Annotated in this window: 14 protein-coding genes; 11 read left to right on the forward strand and 3 right to left on the reverse strand. The window is 43.3% G+C overall.

Features of this window, described 5'->3' with window-relative positions:
• The first annotated feature begins 24 nt into the window (after positions 1-24).
• The 5 genes from xylB to D2962_RS04540 all read left to right on the forward strand — a co-directional run bounded on the left by xylB (position 25) and on the right by D2962_RS04540 (position 6,768).
• Entirely contained in the window at positions 25-1,521 is a 1,497-nt protein-coding gene (gene xylB / locus D2962_RS04520) for a xylulokinase (protein ID WP_122014261.1), read from the forward strand.
• A 90-nt stretch (positions 1,522-1,611) separates the two neighbouring features.
• Entirely contained in the window at positions 1,612-2,814 is a 1,203-nt protein-coding gene (locus D2962_RS04525; protein WP_122014262.1) for an ROK family transcriptional regulator, read from the forward strand.
• Positions 2,815-2,901: 87 nt separating this feature from the next.
• Positions 2,902-4,023: a D-xylose ABC transporter substrate-binding protein gene (xylF, locus tag D2962_RS04530; RefSeq protein ID WP_222927684.1), complete on the forward strand. Its 1,122-nt coding sequence runs from the start codon at positions 2,902-2,904 to the stop codon at positions 4,021-4,023.
• 64 nt (positions 4,024-4,087) lie between these two features.
• Entirely contained in the window at positions 4,088-5,611 is a 1,524-nt protein-coding gene (locus D2962_RS04535) for a xylose ABC transporter ATP-binding protein (protein WP_122014263.1), read from the forward strand.
• A complete protein-coding gene (locus tag D2962_RS04540) occupies positions 5,611-6,768 on the forward strand; it encodes a sugar ABC transporter permease (RefSeq protein WP_122014264.1) in 1,158 nt (385 codons plus the stop codon). Before D2962_RS04535 ends, D2962_RS04540 begins: the two co-directional genes overlap by 1 nt.
• A gap of 84 nt (positions 6,769-6,852) precedes the next feature.
• Here the strand turns inward: D2962_RS04540 and D2962_RS04545 are convergent, their stop codons facing one another.
• Both D2962_RS04545 and pfkB read right to left on the reverse strand, forming a co-directional pair.
• The gene (locus D2962_RS04545) at positions 6,853-8,331 is read right to left on the reverse strand and encodes an IS1182 family transposase (protein WP_122014265.1); all 1,479 of its coding nucleotides are present in this window, start codon (positions 8,329-8,331) and stop codon (positions 6,853-6,855) included.
• A 197-nt stretch (positions 8,332-8,528) separates the two neighbouring features.
• Entirely contained in the window at positions 8,529-9,461 is a 933-nt protein-coding gene (pfkB, locus tag D2962_RS04550; RefSeq protein ID WP_122014266.1) for a 1-phosphofructokinase, read from the reverse strand.
• Positions 9,462-9,803: 342 nt separating this feature from the next.
• On the opposite strand from pfkB, the gene D2962_RS04555 reads away from it, so the two are divergent.
• The 5 genes from D2962_RS04555 (at position 9,804) to D2962_RS04575 (ending at position 14,828) form a co-directional block, all read left to right on the forward strand.
• Positions 9,804-10,727 (forward strand): DMT family transporter, encoded by a 924-nt coding sequence (locus tag D2962_RS04555; RefSeq protein ID WP_122014267.1) that lies wholly within the window; start codon positions 9,804-9,806, stop codon positions 10,725-10,727.
• Positions 10,728-10,934: 207 nt separating this feature from the next.
• Positions 10,935-12,365, forward strand: coding sequence for a sodium:solute symporter family protein (locus D2962_RS04560; RefSeq protein ID WP_122014268.1), 1,431 nt, complete (start codon positions 10,935-10,937; stop codon positions 12,363-12,365).
• Positions 12,366-12,387: 22 nt separating this feature from the next.
• Complete coding sequence (locus tag D2962_RS04565; RefSeq protein WP_122014269.1) at positions 12,388-12,678, forward strand: hypothetical protein; 291 nt, start codon at positions 12,388-12,390, stop codon at positions 12,676-12,678.
• A gap of 53 nt (positions 12,679-12,731) precedes the next feature.
• Positions 12,732-13,850 carry a CoA transferase subunit A gene (locus D2962_RS04570; RefSeq protein WP_122014270.1) on the forward strand — a complete coding sequence of 373 codons (1,119 nt, stop codon included), beginning with the start codon at positions 12,732-12,734 and terminating at the stop codon, positions 13,848-13,850.
• A 105-nt stretch (positions 13,851-13,955) separates the two neighbouring features.
• On the forward strand, positions 13,956-14,828 hold the full coding sequence (locus tag D2962_RS04575) for a CoA-transferase subunit beta (RefSeq protein ID WP_120766522.1): 873 nt from the start codon (positions 13,956-13,958) through the stop codon (positions 14,826-14,828).
• 38 nt (positions 14,829-14,866) lie between these two features.
• Here the strand turns inward: D2962_RS04575 and D2962_RS04580 are convergent, their stop codons facing one another.
• Entirely contained in the window at positions 14,867-15,550 is a 684-nt protein-coding gene (locus D2962_RS04580) for a heparan-alpha-glucosaminide N-acetyltransferase (protein ID WP_122014271.1), read from the reverse strand.
• A 230-nt stretch (positions 15,551-15,780) separates the two neighbouring features.
• On the opposite strand from D2962_RS04580, the gene D2962_RS04585 reads away from it, so the two are divergent.
• The gene (locus D2962_RS04585) at positions 15,781-17,931 is read left to right on the forward strand and encodes a BglG family transcription antiterminator (RefSeq protein WP_122014272.1); all 2,151 of its coding nucleotides are present in this window, start codon (positions 15,781-15,783) and stop codon (positions 17,929-17,931) included.
• Positions 17,932-17,953 lie beyond the last annotated feature (22 nt).

Here is a 17,953-nt window from a genome sequence, read left to right on the forward strand (position 1 = left end):
AGAATTGTGATGGGAGGTGTAAAAGTGGCATTTTTAGGCATTGACCTGGGGACTTCTTCGGTAAAGATAATCATCATGGATAAAGACGGGAAAGTATTAGGGAGTGTTTCAAAAGACTACCCCATATACTATCCCCGGCAAAACTGGGCCGAGCAAAATCCCGAGGACTGGTGGCAATCTACCAGTGAAGGCATCAAGGAGATCCTTTCAAAAATGGGGGTCAAGGGTGAAGACGTGAAAGGTATCGGCCTTTCCGGCCAGATGCACGGCTCGGTGGTAATGGATAAAGACAACAATGTCTTGATGCCGGCCATACTATGGTGTGACCAGAGGACCGCAGGGGAATGCGATTACATCACCCGGAAGCTCAATCAGGCAAATCTTACAAAGTATACCGGCAACAAAGCATTGCCAGGCTTTACCGCACCCAAGATCCTCTGGATAAAAAACCACAATCCCGGGATTTTCGAAAGGATTACCCATGTGCTCTTACCCAAGGATTATATAAGGTTTAAGCTCACAGGAGAATTTGCTACCGAAGTATCCGATGCTTCCGGAACTCTCATGTTCGATGTGGAAAAAAGGACATGGTCAAAAGAGATGCTGGAGTTTCTCGAACTTCCCGAAGAAGCCCTACCCCGATGCTTTGAGTCTTACGAAATAACAGGCAAAGTAAATTCAAAGGCCGCCGAAGAAACAGGCCTTAAACCCGGCACTCCTGTGGTGGGGGGCGGCGGAGACCAGGCCGCAGGTGCCGTGGGCACCGGTGCCGTAAAAAGCGGGATAATGTCGGTGGCCCTGGGTACATCCGGCGTAGTGTTTGCCGGCCAAGACGCATACAGTGTAGATGAGCATAACCGGCTCCATTCCTTCTGCCATGCCAACGGTAAGTGGCATGTGATGGGTGTCATGCTTTCGGCGGCATCCTGCCTTAAATGGTGGGTGGAAGATGTAAATAAGGGTCTGGGAGAAAAGGGATTTGATATATTGCTGGATGAAGCGGATAAAGTGGATAGCGGCAGCCATGGCCTTATTTTCCTTCCATACCTTATGGGTGAAAGGACCCCTTACAGCGACCCCGATGCCAGAGGTTGCTTCATAGGTCTCAATATAACTCACGACAGGGGGGCCATGACCAGGTCCATCATAGAAGGTGTCTCTTTCGGCCTTAGGGATTCTCTGGAGATAATAAAAGACCTGAAGATACCCATAGATGAAGTGAGGGTAACCGGCGGCGGAGCCAAAAGTAAACTCTGGCGCCAGGTGCTGGCAGATATCTTCGGGGCCAAAGTGAATATGATAAACGCCACTGAAGGGCCCGCTTACGGTGCGGCCATACTGGCAGCTGTAGGTATAGGAGAATACGGATCCGTGGAAGATGCCTGCGATGAATTAATAAAGGTGACCGACAGCATGGAGCCGTTAGCAGAAAATAGTAGAAAATATGAGGAAATGTATCAAATATACAAAGGTTTATATTTAACATTGAAGGATACTTTCAATAAATTGACAGGGATATGATATAAGGCAACATGACGCGCCAGTTAATTTTAATACAGTTTTTTAGCTAAGTTAAAAATTACATTTATAAAAAAGAAATGGGAGTATTAAATGATAACAGCAGATCAAATCCTTGTAAAACAAATCAATAAATCGTTGGTACTAAACTATATCCGCAAAAAGGAGCACATCTCCCGGGCGGATATAGCCAAAAAGACCGGCCTTAACCGTTCCACCGTTTCAGCTCTGGTAGATGAGCTTATAACGGAAGGTTTGATAGTCGAAAAAGGCATAGGGACTTCCAAAGGCGGTAGAAAGCCTGTAATCCTCGCTATTAATAAAAATGGCGGCAGCATCATAGGTGTAGACCTGGGAGTAAATTACATTCTGACGGTTTTAACCGACCTTCTGGGGAAAATAATCTGGGAAAAGAGAATTCCTATTGATCCACAGGATCCTCCGGAGAAAAATATAGACTTACTGATTAATATGATAGGAAAGGCAAAAGAGAACGCTCCCGATACTTTAAAAGGCATCCTGGGCATCGGCATAGGGGTGCCGGGCATTGTGAACTATGAAAAGGGACTTGTTCTCATGGCCCCCAACCTCAAGTGGGAAAATGTGAATTTAAAAGATATCATTGAAGAAAAACTCAATATTCCGGTATTTATCGATAACGAAGCCAATACCGGCGCCATAGGAGAAAAATGGTTCGGCTTAGGTAAAAAGGCTACAAACTTTGTGTATGTCAGCGCCGGTATAGGTGTGGGTACGGGGATCATCATAAATGATGAGCTTTACAGAGGTTCTTCAGGCCTTGCCGGTGAAATGGGCCACATGACCATAGACATGAACGGTAAGCCTTGCTCCTGTGATAATACGGGATGCTGGGAGGAATATGCTTCGGAAAAGGCACTGTTCAAGTATCTCAGAGACCAGGTAAGCAGATACACGTCTGATTCTGACATAAATCGAGAAAATATCGATACATTGACCATATTTGATATAGTGGATGCCGCAAAAGCAGGAGATGACCTTGCTGTTTCAGCTTTCAGACTGGTGGGAAAACACCTGGGCATCGGTGTGGCTGGCATCATAAACACCTTTAACCCTGACCTCGTAATTATCGGGAACACCATATCCCTGGCAGGAGATATCGTCATGCAAGAAATCACCGAGGAAGTATCTAAACGATCTTTCATAACAAAGTACTCCGAAGTGACCATAGCTCCTTCACATCTGAACATGCACGCCTGCGCCATGGGGGCCGTGACCCTGGTAATGTCAAGGGTATTTGCATCACCGAATATTTAGGGGGTGGTTTTTAAATTACCTTCATAGGGCGAGATAGTAAAAAACACTTTTGTACTCAAACCAATAAAAATTTAGGGAGGGTTAAAATTGAAAAGGAAAATTTCTGCAAAATTATTAATTGCTACTTTTATGGCTATAGTTATGATTTTTCTTATGGCAGGATGTGCCACTACAACACCGTCAAAGGACCAATCATCAAATGGTCAATCCAATGGTTCAAATGCTTCAAACGCGGCTGCAAACAGTTCCGGAAAGATAAAGATAGGTTTAAGCATGGACGATTTACGCTTAGAGAGATGGCAGCACGATAGAGACATTTTTACCCAAAAAGCTAATGAATTAGGTGCTGAGGTTCTTGTTCAATCGGCCAATGGCGATGATCAGACACAATTTTCCCAGGCCGAAAATCTACTATCCCAGGGAATAAATGTCCTGGTGGTCATTCCTCACAATGGGGATGCTATGGCACCTATAGTGGAAGAAGCTCATAAAGCTGGAGTAAAAGTATTGGCCTACGATAGACTAATAACCAATTCCGATGTTGACTATTATATATCCTTTGATAATGTTAAAGTGGGAGAATTACAGGCAGAATCCATCGTTAAACAAGTTCCCAAAGGAAACTATTTCTTAATGGGTGGTTCACCAACGGACAATAATGCTAAACTTTTTAGAAAAGGTCAGATGAACATTTTACAACCTTTGATTGATAAAGGTGATATCAAAGTCGTGGGAGACCAGTGGGCAAAAGACTGGCTACCTGAAGAAGCGCTAAAGATCATGGAAAATGCATTGACGGCCAACAAAAATAAAATTGACGCGGTGGTGGCTTCTAACGATAGCACAGCCGGTGGAGCAATACAGGCACTAGCGGCACAAAAGCTTGACGGTAAAGTGGCCATATCAGGTCAAGATGCAGATCTTGCCGCATGCCAGAGGATTGTTGAAGGTAAGCAGACCATGACGGTTTATAAACCTATAAAGGACCTCGCGACAAAAGCCGCCGAAGTTGCCGTGGCCATGGCAAAAGGTGAGAAAATCGATGCGAACGGCAAGGTAAACAACGGCAAGATAGATGTACCCTCTATTTTGTTAAAGCCAATTGCCGTAGACAAGACAAATATTGTAGATACAGTTATTAAAGACGGCTTCCAGAAGCTGGAAGATGTATATAAGAATGTTCCAAAAGACCAGTGGCCAAAGCAATGAACTTTTTAAAGGGGAATGAGCTTTCATTCCCCTTTATAAAAATTATCAAAAGGGCGGGAATTTTGTGAACGATTTTATTCTGGAAATGAAAGATATAACCAAAGAATTTTCAGGAGTAAAGGCACTGGACAAGGTAAACTTTAGAGTAAAAAAAGGGGAAATACATGCACTTTGTGGCGAAAACGGTGCCGGAAAGTCTACACTAATGAAAATATTAAGCGGTATATATCCTTACGGCACATATACCGGGCAAATCATATATAATGGGCAAGAACTTGCAATGCACGGCATAAAAGATTCAGAAAAAGCCGGTATTGCAATAATACATCAAGAATTAGCACTGGTTAACGAGCTTTCCGTCAGTGAAAATATTTTTATTGGAAATGAGCCAAGTAAAAACGGTATAGTCGACTTCAACGAGTTATATTCGAAAACAAAAGGATTACTTAAGGAACTGCACTTAAATATTAATCCTTATACAAAGATAAAAAATCTGGGCATAGGACAACAACAGTTGGTGGAGATCGCCAAGGCTTTGTCCAAAAATGCAAGTTTGCTAATCCTGGATGAGCCCACAGCTTCCTTGACAGATTCGGAAGTAGCCATTCTTATGAATATTTTAAAACAATTAAAATCCAGGGGGGTTACCTGCATCTATATATCTCATAAGCTGAATGAAGTGATGGAGATAGCAGATACGGTAACGGTAATAAGAGATGGCAAAACCATAGGTTCGGATGCTTTAAACAATTTAACCCAGGATAAAATTATAAAAATGATGGTGGGGAGAGAATTGTCCGATTTATTTCCCAAAGAGCTGCACACCATAGGGGACACTATTTTTAGTGTAAAGAATTTTAATGCATATGAAGTAAATAATCCAAATAAAAGGGTGGTAAAAGATGTCAACTTCAGCCTGAAAAAAGGTGAAATCCTCGGCATTTTTGGTTTAATCGGTGCCGGGAGGACGGAATTAGTTTCAAGTATTTTTGGGTCTTATGGCGGTAAATATGATGGGGAGATATATTTGCAAGGCAATAAAATAAATATAAAAACTCCAGATGATGCATTGAGGCATGGGATCGCCATGGTACCTGAGGATAGGAAAAGGCATGGTCTCATCGGCACTATGACGGTGAGACAAAATATTACCATATCGAATATAGAAAATTATCGTGGTAGATTTGACTCAATAGATTTAAATAAAGAGATATTGGATGTAAAAAGTTATATAAAAGAGCTAAAAATTAAAGTGGCATATTTTGATATGTTAGTTAAGAGCTTAAGTGGGGGAAATCAACAGAAAGTAGTGCTGGCTAAAAACCTTTTGCGAAGACCTCAAATATTAATGCTGGATGAACCTACGCGGGGAATAGACGTCGGCGCGAAATATGAGATCTATAAATTGATGAATGAACTGGTAAAAGAGGGGATTTCAATCATCATGGTATCATCCGAGTTGCCGGAAATCTTGGGTATTAGCGACAGAATATTGGTTATGCATGAGGGCAAAATCACAGGAGAATTTGAAAACAATAATATAACCCAGGAAATGATTATGGACAAAGCTTTGGGAGGTACTAAATAATGGCGGATTCAGAAAATAAGGAGATAAATAAAAAAAGAGGATTTAACTTTGACTTAAAGACATATACGATGATAATTGCATTATTGTCGATATGGGTCATATTTTTTATAACTACAAAAGGAGATTTTTTGACTCCAAGAAACTTTTCTAATTTATTAAGGCAGATGTCATCCACCGCAATATTGGCTACAGGAATGGTATTTGTAATCATTGCAGGACAAATTGACCTTTCTGTCGGTTCTTTGCTCGGACTGTTGGGAGGTATTGCTGCCATCTTGAATGTATGGTTAAATGTAGACGGGATTTTATCGATATTAATTACATTGTTGATAGGTCTTCTTTTAGGGATATGGAACGGATGGTGGGTTGCATATAAAAAGGTGCCGTCTTTTATAGTTACTCTAGCCGGCATGTTACTTTTTCGAGGAATATTGATCGGCATAAGCAAAGGGTTGACGATTGCCCCGCTAAGCGCAGATTTTCAATTTGTAGGCCAAGCCTACCTTACCAAGCCTATAGGATATATCTTAGGTATTTTGGCAATCATTGCAACTGTTTATGGAGTGTTAAATGGCAGAAAATCTAAGATAAAATACGGTCTAGATACACCATCGTTAAGTATAGATATTCTTAAGATAGTAGGATTAGTACTTTTAATTGTTGTTTTTGTAGGTGTTTTGAATATATATCAGGGCATCCCCTTGCCGGTGTTTATATTGGCCTTAATAGCTTTAGTTTTTTCATATATTGCAAGCAGAACTGTATTTGGAAGGCGTGTTTATGCTCTGGGTGGAAATATTGAAGCAGCTAAACTTTCCGGTATTGATGTTAAAAAGATTACTCTAATTTTATTCGCCATAAACGGCTTACTGGCGGCAGTAGCAGGAGTTTTGCTGGCCTCCAGACTAAATGCCGCATCGGTGGCCGCAGGCCAGAATGCTGAGCTTGATGCCATCGCCGCCTGTGTAATCGGTGGAGCAAGTTTAATGGGCGGAGTCGGAACAGTTGGCGGAGCAATAATAGGGGCTCTGGTTATGGCCAGCATAGATAACGGGATGAGCATGCTGAACACCCCGCCTTTCTGGCAATATGTAGTCAAAGGATTGATTTTATTGATCGCGGTCTGGATAGATATGGAATCAAAAAATAAAGAATGACATATGACAAAGGAATGATATATGGTAGACGATATAAGGCATGCTATTTCATAGCATGCCTCAGCTTGTAGACAAAAACCGCTTTTAGAACGCACAACCTAAAAGCGGTTTTTTATTTGAAGCAAAAAATTTTAAAATCATAAAGAAAAATGAATGCAAAGCAGGAGCTGCCGGTGGAAACATCCCACGTTTTCTCTTCCACATGGCCAGCTTTTTTAAATTCATGCATGCGAAAAGAAGCGTGAGATAATGTCCTACTTTGCTCAAGCCTCTTAGATTCGTATAACGCATACCATGCTTTTCTTTGGCATCGGCAAATACCCGCTCGATGGTCTGGCAGCGCATCTTGTATAATTCTTTGCCTAATTCGGTGTGCCTTATATCTTCTGCTATTTCCACATAGTGCTCCCATATGTGCCGGGTTACCACTTTCGTGTAGTTCTTGCTCTGTGTGCATCTCAAACGCATGGGGCATTCCCGGCATATTTGTGGATCGCTCTTGTATTCCCGGTATCCTGACCGGTTGGTGGTGCTGTATTTTAATACTTGATTGTTAGGGCATATGTAGCAGTCATAATATTCGTCATATACGTATTCTCTCTTTTTAAAGTAGCCATCTTTGGTCATTGGCCTTTTATATGGCATGACAGGAAGTATTTCCGCTTCAATGATTTCTCTGCATATGCCGGGGGTCTTGTAGCCTGCATCAACCACTACTGCTTTTATTTCGGGAAATTTATCGTTTACTTCTTGAAAAAGATCGGAGAATACCTGGCTGTCGTGTACATTTCCAGGTGCTATTTTGAAGCCAAGGATGAAGTTGTTGCGGTCGCAGGCTACAGAAGCCGTGTAGGCAAAGCAGCGCTCTTTTTCTCCTTTTTGGAATATGCCGCTTTCAGGATCGGTGGTGCTTATCTTTACTCGTTTTCCGTTGGTGGAGCTGTTTCCTCCTTCGGCATTGCCGCTAGCTTCATCGTCATCTTCTTCAAACGGTTCTTTGCCGTTGGCTTCTCTTTCGGCGTTGATTTCTTTTAAAAGTTCTTTCTTGTATTTTTGTACCTGCTTTTTTGCAACTTTCTCTATGTATTTATTCTTATTGGCACTGGCTTTTATGTGGGTGGCATCGATAAATACCGCGTCTTCTTTGATAAACCCGCACTCTATGGCTTCTTTTAATATTCGTTCGAATATCTTTTCAAATAGATCGCTTTCTTTAAACCGCCGTTCATAGTTTTTTCCAAAAGTCGAGAAGTGAGGTATTTTTTCTTGGAGCCCATATCCTAGAAACCAGCGGTAAGCCATATTGACTTCTGCTTCTTTGATGGTTTGGCGCATAGAGCGGATTCCATACAGTGCTTGGAGCATGAGCAGTTTTATTAATACCACTGGATCAATGCTGGGTCTGCCTGTATTTTCGCTGTATAGGTCTTTTACTTCGTTATATATGAAGTTAAAGTTGATGCTTTCTTCTATTGTCCTGAGGAGATGGTCTTTAGGTACTAAGCTATCAATGCTTACTAATTCTATCTGCTCTATTATTTCTCGTCTTTTCTTCGTTAACATTTCATCGCCCCACCGTATGTTTTTATTTCTTTAATTTTACTATAAAAATGATCATTTTTATACCCTTTTTACAAAAAAGACTGCCGACAGCTACTTTGTCGACAGTCTGAGGCATGCTATTTCATAGCATGCCTTTTGTGTGTGTGCCGAAGAACCGTCCCCTTGCCTACCCCTATGCAACCCGGGCTGGAAATAAATCACAGCGGCACTTTTTCTATTTTTACTTGACTTAACAATGCCTTGAATGTATCAAAGTCTACAGGCTCTGTCCCTTCCCGGGTAACGGCTGCGGAGGATGCGGCGGCTGCCATTTTTACGGCATCGGTGAGACTGAGGCTTTGATCCAGCGCCAGGGCAAAGCCTGCCACCATAGCGTCACCTGCTCCCACCGTCCCCCTTACCTTTACATTCAAAGCAGGGGTAATGAAAGCTCCGTCGGCCGTGACTGTGATGCTTCCCCGGTCTCCCATAGACACAGCCACGATAGAAATACCCTTTTGAATGAACCTCAATGATGCCTTAATGATTTCATCGGGAAAGACCAATTCTTTTCCCACCAGTTCCGATAGTTCATGAATGTTAGGTTTAATCATATAGGGTCTGGCATCTATCCCGGATTTCAAAGCTTCTTTGTCCGCGTCGAGGATTATTTTTATGTCTAAAAACTTGATTTCTTCAATGACTTCTTTATAAAAATCATAATTTATTCCCGGGGGAAGACTGCCTGAAAGCACAAGGATATTGGCTTTTTGGGACCAGACCTTGATTTTTTGTTTAAGATTTTGCTGCTCGGAAGGCGCTATTTCAGGTCCGGGTTCGTTGATGTCGGTATAAGCAGAATTATGTTCATCAATGATTTTGGTATTGACCCTGATGTTGTGTCTGATGGTTGTAAAATCATGGCCAATGCCGAGGCTGTTGAGATATATTAGGGCGAAAACATCATTCTCACCCATAAATCCGAGGCATACCGCCTCCCCACCAATGGCTTTCACGTTTTTGGCTACGTTGATCCCCTTACCCCCCAGGTCCACCCTGGTCCTCTTGGCCCGGTTGACCTGACCGGGTTTCAATTCATCCAGCACCACGGTTCTGTCAAAGGCCGGATTTGGCGTGACGGTTACTATCATTTTACCACGTTCCTTGATATGACATTTCCATCCTGGATATTTACCAACCTTATTTCATTATTCCAATCCTCATGAATCGAACCTCCAAGATAAATTTATATGAATTACCGTTAAAGATAATATATCATCTGGTAAGATAAAATTCAACAAAAAATGGAAGATCAACCTTCAGGTCATGGTGGGCATTTTAAAACAATTGACTATTTTTTAGTATATAGGTTATACTTGAGGTGTATTTTATTCTCTGGCTGTAAAGAACGTGTTTTCGCTAAAGGTACCCATGATCAAAATTTTCTAACAAAGAAAGAGGTTTATGGAACTGTTTAAAACGGGAGGATAATTATGGCTAAAAATTCAGCTTTATTGGCAGGGCTTGGGGTGGCATTTATATTCGGATTTTCGTTTCTTTTTACAAAAGAAGGCCTGGATGTTCTTGCTCCTTTTCACCTGCTGGGGCTCCGATTTGGCCTGGCAGTGGCTATATTTGTGGTATTACGCCTGACCGGCCTGGTCAAAATAGATTTAAAAGGAAAGAACCTCAGCATGCTGCTCCTGCTTTCTGTCATCGAGCCGGTGGTTTATTTTATCTGTGAAACCAACGGTATAAAAATGACTTCCTCGTCGGAAACGGGAATGATGATTGCCATGGTGCCGGTGGTTACCACTTTGCTGGGGATAGCATTTCTGGACGAAAAACCTTCGCCAGCCCAGATGGGATTTATCCTGCTGTCAGTGGCGGGGGTTGTCTTTATCGTTGCCATGAAGGGCAACATGGAGATAGGCAAAAACCTCATTGGCACTTTTGTGGTGCTGGGAGCCGTGGTTTGTGCAGGCACTTACAATGTTCTTTCCCGGAAGCTCTCTTTACAATTTTCCCCGGTAGAAATCACCTATGTGATGATGTGGGTGGGTGCCATAGTATTTAATGGCATTTCTGTGGTGCAGCATATAAGCCAGGGCAATCTGCAGCAATATTTCGCGCCTCTGGGGAATTTGAAAGCCGTGGTTTCCATCGTATATCTCGGATTTCTTTCTTCCGTAGTGGCCTATTTCTTGCTGAATTTCATGCTTTCGAAGCTGGAAGCCGCCAGGTCATCGGTGTTTACCAATCTTGCTACGGTATTTTCCATAATTGCGGGGGTAACACTGGGCCATGAGCCCTTTTACTGGTTTAATGTGGTGGGAGGCATCATGATTTTGCTCGGGGTCTGGGGTACAAACTATTACAGTAAGAAAGAGGCAATGAAAAGTCTGAATGTAAGTTAAGAGAAAAGGGGATGGTAAAATCATCCCTTTGTTTTTTTGTTTTCATACTCATAAATCAGAATTTGTGAAACTACAATAAAGGTTTTACGATTGATTATTTTAAAAGGTTGTAGTATTATAAATGTAGAGAAAGTGAATAATTTCACAATTATAAGATTTTAATAATAATTGGAAACTTAGCGATAATAATGAGGGGGTCATCTTGTAATGCTGGATTTGACGGCAGCGCATATTGTAGGTATTTTTATTACACTGGTAGGCATCACCCTGGTGGGGATATATTCCGGCAGGAACATAAAAAGCTCCGCAGATTTTGCCGTAGGCGGCCGCAGGGCCGGTTCCCTGATAGTGGCGGGCACCATCATAGGAACTCTGGTGGGCGGAGCTTCTACTATCGGAACGGCTCAACTGGCCTTCGTATACGGTTTTTCGGCCTGGTGGTTCAATCTTGGCGCGGGGATTGGATGCCTGATTCTGGCATTGTTCTTCGCAAAGCCCCTTTATAATACGAATAAACACACCGTTCCCCAGATGCTGGCGGAAGAATTTGGACCCGGAGCGGGTCCCATATCCAGCCTCTTCGCTTCCCTGGGAATTTTTTTGAGCGTTGTAGCCCAGGTGCTCTCTGCGGTAGCCCTTTTGACAGCCATGTTGAATATATCGCCCCTTACGGCTGCGATAGTTTCAGTCATATTGATGGCGGCCTATGTGGTATTTGGCGGCGTATGGGGCACGGGCCTTGTGGGGATAGCCAAGCTTTTGCTCATTTATCTTTCCATGCTGGTGGGAGGCGTTATCGCCTTTTCGGGTGGAGGAGGGCTTGCAGGTTATAAAGCCGTATTTCCCGCTTTTCCATACTTCAGCCTTTTCGGCAGGGGATTCTGGATAGATTTTGCGGCGGGCTTTTCCCTGGTAATAGGGGTCCTATCGACTCAAACCTATATACAGGCGGTCATTTCGGGGAGGAGTTTAAAAGAGGCGAAAGCCGGAACGTTAATAAGCGCCGCGGTAATTCCGCCCATAGGTGTGGCTGGAACTTTTATCGGGTTATATATGAGGATACATTTCCCTGATATAAATCCAGCCCTGGCCTTTCCTTACTTCGTGCTAAAAACGTTGAACCCATGGTTTGGAGGCATCGTGCTGGCGGCCCTCCTCATAGCCACCGTGGGCGGGGGAGCCGGGCTGGCCCTGGGTATCAGCACCATATTCACAAATGACATTTACAGCCGTTATATAAATAAAGAGGCCGACGATGCCTCGAAGCTAAAATTTACGAGGTTTATGATAGTCTTTGTGCTGGCCCTTACCCTGGTGTTTATCGCTGGCAACATTAAATCCCTGATACTCAATTGGAACTTCATGTCCATGGGGCTCAGGGGCGCAGGGATTTTTATTCCGCTATGTGCCGCACTTTTCTTCAAGGGCAGGATAAACAAAAATTTCGCCATCTTCTCCATGGTGATAGGGCCGCTTTCCATGCTTTTAGGCAAAAACCTTCTACCCCAAAATATCGATCCGCTCTTTCTGGGGATAGCAATGAATTTTATTACCATTCTAATTGGATTTATGTGGGAAAGCATAAAGGAAAGGGTCTCGGAAAAATGGGACACGGCCGATTCCCACAGTAAGCCATAATTTTAAAATGAGGTGTTAAGGTATGGGGAAAATAGATAAATTGATGGACTTTATCTGGCTTTTAAATGCGCAAGTCAACAGCCTCCATGAGCCCAAGCTGTTGACCCAAAACGCCGTTAAAAAGGCAAAGGAATTTGAGGATAGATTAAAGGAAATAAACTTGTCAGGAGAAGAAGCTGACATTATTAAGAAGGAGCTTGAAAATTCCCTTATTTATATGAAAGAAACAAGCAAGAAATTAGCCGAGCTGGAAGAAGAAATATTTGCCATACTGGAAAATCTGACGCAAATTATAAAAACTACAATGCAGTAACATCAAACTTAAACTTTGTCATCAAGCAACTTTTTAATGTTGGAGGTGTAATCTTGAATAGTGATATAAATAAAAAAGTTATGACTGCGCAAGAAGCTGTCAATCGTTTCATAAAACCCGGGACCCACATAGCCTTTGGAGGGTTTACCATACTCCGCCGACCCATGGCCATTGCCCGGGAAATAGTCAGACAGGGCATAGGGGACCTTTTTGTGACCATGAACGGTGGCACCCTGGTGGAGGAGATGCTAGCCGGGGCAGGTCTCATCAAATGGCTGGAAACTACATACCTGGGCCTGGAGGGCGGTATGCCCGTGGCTTATGCCATGAGGCAAGGGATTGAGATGGGGAACATAGAATTGGTGGAAGACTATAGCAACTGGAGCTTTGCCCAGAGGACCCTGGCGGGGAAATATGGCCTGCCTTTTATGCCATGCATGGGCGATTTGGGTAGCGATATATTGAATTACGACACTTTTGGAAAAGCAGGTCTCAGGGGCAGGAACGAAAAGGGAGAATTCATACACCCGGGCATCCCGCCGAAAAAGTATGAGGTGATAGACGATCCCTTTGAAGGTTTCGGCTTTCGGCCCAGGAGGTTTAATGCCGGGGAAGATACCTGCGGCAACAGGACCAACGCTTACAGGGACGGCAAAATAAAATCCGACAAATATACCGGCAAAGAAGGAGTTAAAATTCTGCTGGTACCGCCGCTGCTGCCGGAGGTGTGTGTGATCCATGCTCAGCGGGTGGCCATAGACGGCACCGTCAGGATTGAAGGCCTCATCGGGCCCGATATCGACCAGTCTTTATGCGGAAGGGTTCTCATAGTGGAATGTGAAAGAATATGCTCACCGGAAGAACTCCGGGCAGTGCCGGAACACAACCAGATTGCATCACACTTTGTGCATGCTATAGTAGAGCAGCCCTTCGGAGCATATCCCAGCGCCGTTCCAAATTATTACGATTATGATTATGCCTGGTTCAAGCAATATGCAAAAGAGATAAACCACCAGCCTGTGGAAAAGGTACGGGAGTTCTGGCAGGAGCATGTAGGAAATACCACCGATGACTGGGAATATTTGTATAATAGAGTCGGTATGGAAAAGCTCTTTTCCCTCAGAACAAAGCCGGAGTACCATTATAATCCTGAGATAGATAGGTTCAAGTAAAACCAGGGACGGTTCGTAAATTGAATTTTCATTATGCTAAAAAAATGTTGCGCCGGCAGAAGATGTTGAGCGGTTACTATTTTACTTTAGAAGGAGTTGATATCTATGCTAAATATAGATGTAGACGAGTACAGAGCTTACCTTGAAAAAACCGGCCTTGAAGAAGATAAATACACCAACATGGAGCTTCTGGCGGTGGCCACGGCCCGGGAGATGCCCGATGGGTCCTTTGCCTTTGTAGGGACCGGCCTGCCGCTGATGGCGGCCATGCTGGCGCAGCACATGCATGCGCCTGACATGACCATCATCCTTGAAGCCGGCACCGTGGGGCCGAAGATAGAACACATTCCCCTCTCGGTGGCGGACCCCCGAGCCGCCTACCAGGCTTCGACCCTTTCCACCCTGGCCGATGCCTTCGGCACCATAGCCAACCGCGGTTACTGCACCCTTGGGGTGCTGGGGGCTGCCGAGTGCGACAAGTACGGCAATTTAAATTCTACTTCCATAGGGGGATACTGGCCCGCAGGGGTCTCCGAGACAGGGAAGGGCCCCGAAGTGAGGCTCACCGGCAGCGGTGGAGCCAACAGCATAGCATCGGTGGCAGACAAAATCATAGCCATGATGGTGCACGAAAAGCGCCGTATGCCGGAAAAGGTGGAATATCTCACCACTCCCTCAGGCATGAGGGGTCCCAGAGGAGAGACACGGTACGATTACGGCCTTTATCGGGGCGGGGACCTGGTGGTCATAACTGACCTTTGCAAGATGAAGCCGGATCCTGAAACGGGGATTCTATACATGACCGAGATTTACCCCGACATAGACCCGGAATATGTAAAAGAGAACACCGGTTGGGAGCTGGATGTTTCTAGAGCAAAGGTCTTAGAGCCGCCTACCTCGGAAGAGCTAATGATACTTCGTATGAAGGTGGACCCTGATAGGATATATCTTGGGAGAAAGTCCAGGAGGAAGGATTAAAAGATGCAAAGTTTTTCGCTCAAAAGTTACAATTAATCTTAAAAAAGGTTAAGATATTTTGATAGATACAATAATCCCAGTATCACCGGCTGATGGAAGAGATAGATGACGAGGGAATACCGGCCCATTTCTGACAATAGATTGGGTTTTAAATCCATGGGCAGAATTCTTTTTCCCCGCATATACACCATTCTATAAAAAATGATTCCGAATATGAACACGCCGAGATATGGGAAAAGAGGATAATAGTCGAGGGATGCGAAATCTTTATTCATGAGCCCCAGGGGATACAATTGAGGAGAATTAACCGTCAACTCATAAAAAATATCTCCGATTATTATAATAGTTATACCTAGCAAAAAAGATATTCCCGTATCTATTTTTTTTAATAAAGGCGAAAGCAAATAACTTATACCCATGAAATGAAGTATACCGAACTTTATATACATTTCTCTGTCCAGTAAGAAGGTTATTGCTGTAAGCAGCATGCCGAGGGCAAAGATCTTGAGCCCTCTTTTTGTTGTCCTTTTGCTGAAATTGGAACTAATCCCGGCCAGAACCATGAACATTATGGCCGAAAGCTTTCCCTCATAGTACCAGAAGCCCTTAGCATATTCTATATTCATGCCTAAAAAATAATTCAAGTTGAATACCGTATGAAAAATCATCATCAGAAATATGGCAATTCCCCGAAAAAAGTCGATTTCAACTATCCTTTTCACAAAAACCCCCCGTTTTCGTTTTGAATCGGAATCTTAGTGCTTTTTTCTTGCTCAAAACCATTTTATCATATTTGACGTCAATAGTGTTAAAGTTAATGTCACGTAAATATTCAACAGCATCTGAAGTATAATTTAATTTTGCCACAATAGGTTTGAAATATGTTAGACTTTTCATAAAAGTAATACGGGTATATAATTTAATATAAGAAGAAAGGATGGGCCGATGGAAAATGGATGAAAGGTGCGCACAACTTCTAAATACCATAATTTCGGCCGATAAGCCTGTTAAGATATCCGAGCTGGCGAAACAATTTAACGTGTCGCCCAGGACTATCCGCTATGACCTGGACAGAATAGATAATTTTTTAATGGACAACAATTTGCCACAATTGGCGAGAAAACCAAACTGCGGTGTGCAGTTTCCCGGCTCTTTCGAATTAAAAGAAAAAGCCCTATCTTTACTTGAGGGCATTGACAGCTATAATTATGTGCTGTCTCCCGAAGAAAGGCAAAAGGTCATCCTGAGCGAACTTTTTCAGGCAAAGGATTATATGACCATAGAGAACCTGGCAGAAATGCTTAGCGTCAGTCGTGGAAGTGTAATAAATGATCTGAAAAAGGTGAAGGAATGGCTTATAGACCAGAATCTGGAACTTGAATCCTCGCCCAGGTATGGCATAAAAGTCCTGGGAAACGAAAAAGATCTCCGCCGGGCTGTCGTAAACCTCCTTACCGAAAATGTGGAAATGGAAAAGGCTCTCAACATAATAAAAGCTCCCATTCACCGGCGTATAGGTGTGGCGGTGGACCGTCAGCTAAAGAAATTGTTTGAAGATCTGGACATCGCCCCTATAGAAGAAGCTGTGCGCCTGGCGGAAGAACAACTGGGGACGATATTTTCCGACGGAGCTTACTCGGGGCTGGTCATACACCTGGCACTGGCTTTAAAGAGGATCCAGTTGGGAAAAGATATTACCATGCCGAGAGAAGAGCTGTCGGGCCTCGGTCTCACAAAAGAATTCGCCGTAGCGTCAAGTATGGTTAAAAGATTGGAAGAAAGTTATAATGTGAAAATTCCGACGGATGAGATAGGATATATTACCATCCACCTGCTTGGCGGCAAAGTTGCGGCCTCAGAAATGTACATGAAAGAAAATTGGGCAGTGCTCCAGACTCTGACCGCAAAAATCATAGAAGTCATTCAGAGCAAACTGGGGATCGATTTTTCAGCGGATGACGAACTTTACAAGGGCTTGATGGAACACCTGGGGCCCACCATATACCGCTTAAAACACGGATTGCCTTTAAAAAATCCCATTCTCGAAGAAATCAAGACAAATTATGAACACATATTTCATGTGGTAAAAGGTGGATTGAAAGCACTGGAAGAATATGTAGGAACAAGAATCCCCGATGAAGAAGCAGGATACATCGCCATTCATTTCGGCGCGGCTCTGGAAAGGAGCAAATCCACCGGTGCCAGGATATACAGGGCGCTGGTGGTCTGCGGCACCGGCATAGGCACGGCCAAGCTGCTGTCATCAAGATTAAGGGTAGAATTTTCCAATATTCAAATAGCTGGCACCATAGCGAGCCATCAGGTAAAAGAAAAATTTTTGAATGAAGATAAAAATATTGATCTCATAATATCCACGGTGCCCACTTACTGCGACAGCATGCCGGAGATAATTGTAAACCCCCTACTGCCGCCGGAGGACGTGGAAAAGATAAACCGGTATATAAACCTTCATCCTCCGAAAAACATTGAAAGAAAACAGGGTTTTAAGCCTTCTATAGAAGAAATCCTGGCAATTATAGAGAGATACTGTACCATCAAATCTCGCAAAGAACTTATCCGCGCTCTTGCAGAGTATTTGAATTTACCGCTTTATGAAAGGTCGAAGGGAGTTGTCAAGCCGGTGTTAAAAGATTTATTGACAGAAAAAACCATAAAGTTAAATGTCGATGCAAAAGATTGGGAAGAGGCCGTAAGGATAGGAGGTGAGATATTAGTAGAAAACGGTTTTGTAGAACCCCGTTACGTGGATGCCATGGTCAGGACCGTCAGGGAAATGGGTCCCTACATCGTCATCGCCCCGGGCATTGCCATGCCCCATGCCCGCCCGGAAGATGGAGTAAAACAGGTCTGCATGAGTTTAATAACATTGAAAGAGCCTGTGGAGTTTGGGAATATAGACAATGACCCAGTTAAGACGGTGATTTGTTTAGGAGCAGTAGATAACTCTACACATTTAAAAGCGCTGTCGGATTTGATGAATTTATTAAACGATGATATAAAACTTGATAGTATAAGAAAATCAAAAGAAATGCGTAATATTTTAGATACAATTCAAATAATAGGTGAGCAAAAGGCTGTATGACCCTTATAGAAATGAGGTGGTT

Source organism: Biomaibacter acetigenes (assembly GCF_003691585.1).
Taxonomy (GTDB): domain Bacteria; phylum Bacillota; class Thermosediminibacteria; order Thermosediminibacterales; family Tepidanaerobacteraceae; genus Biomaibacter; species Biomaibacter acetigenes.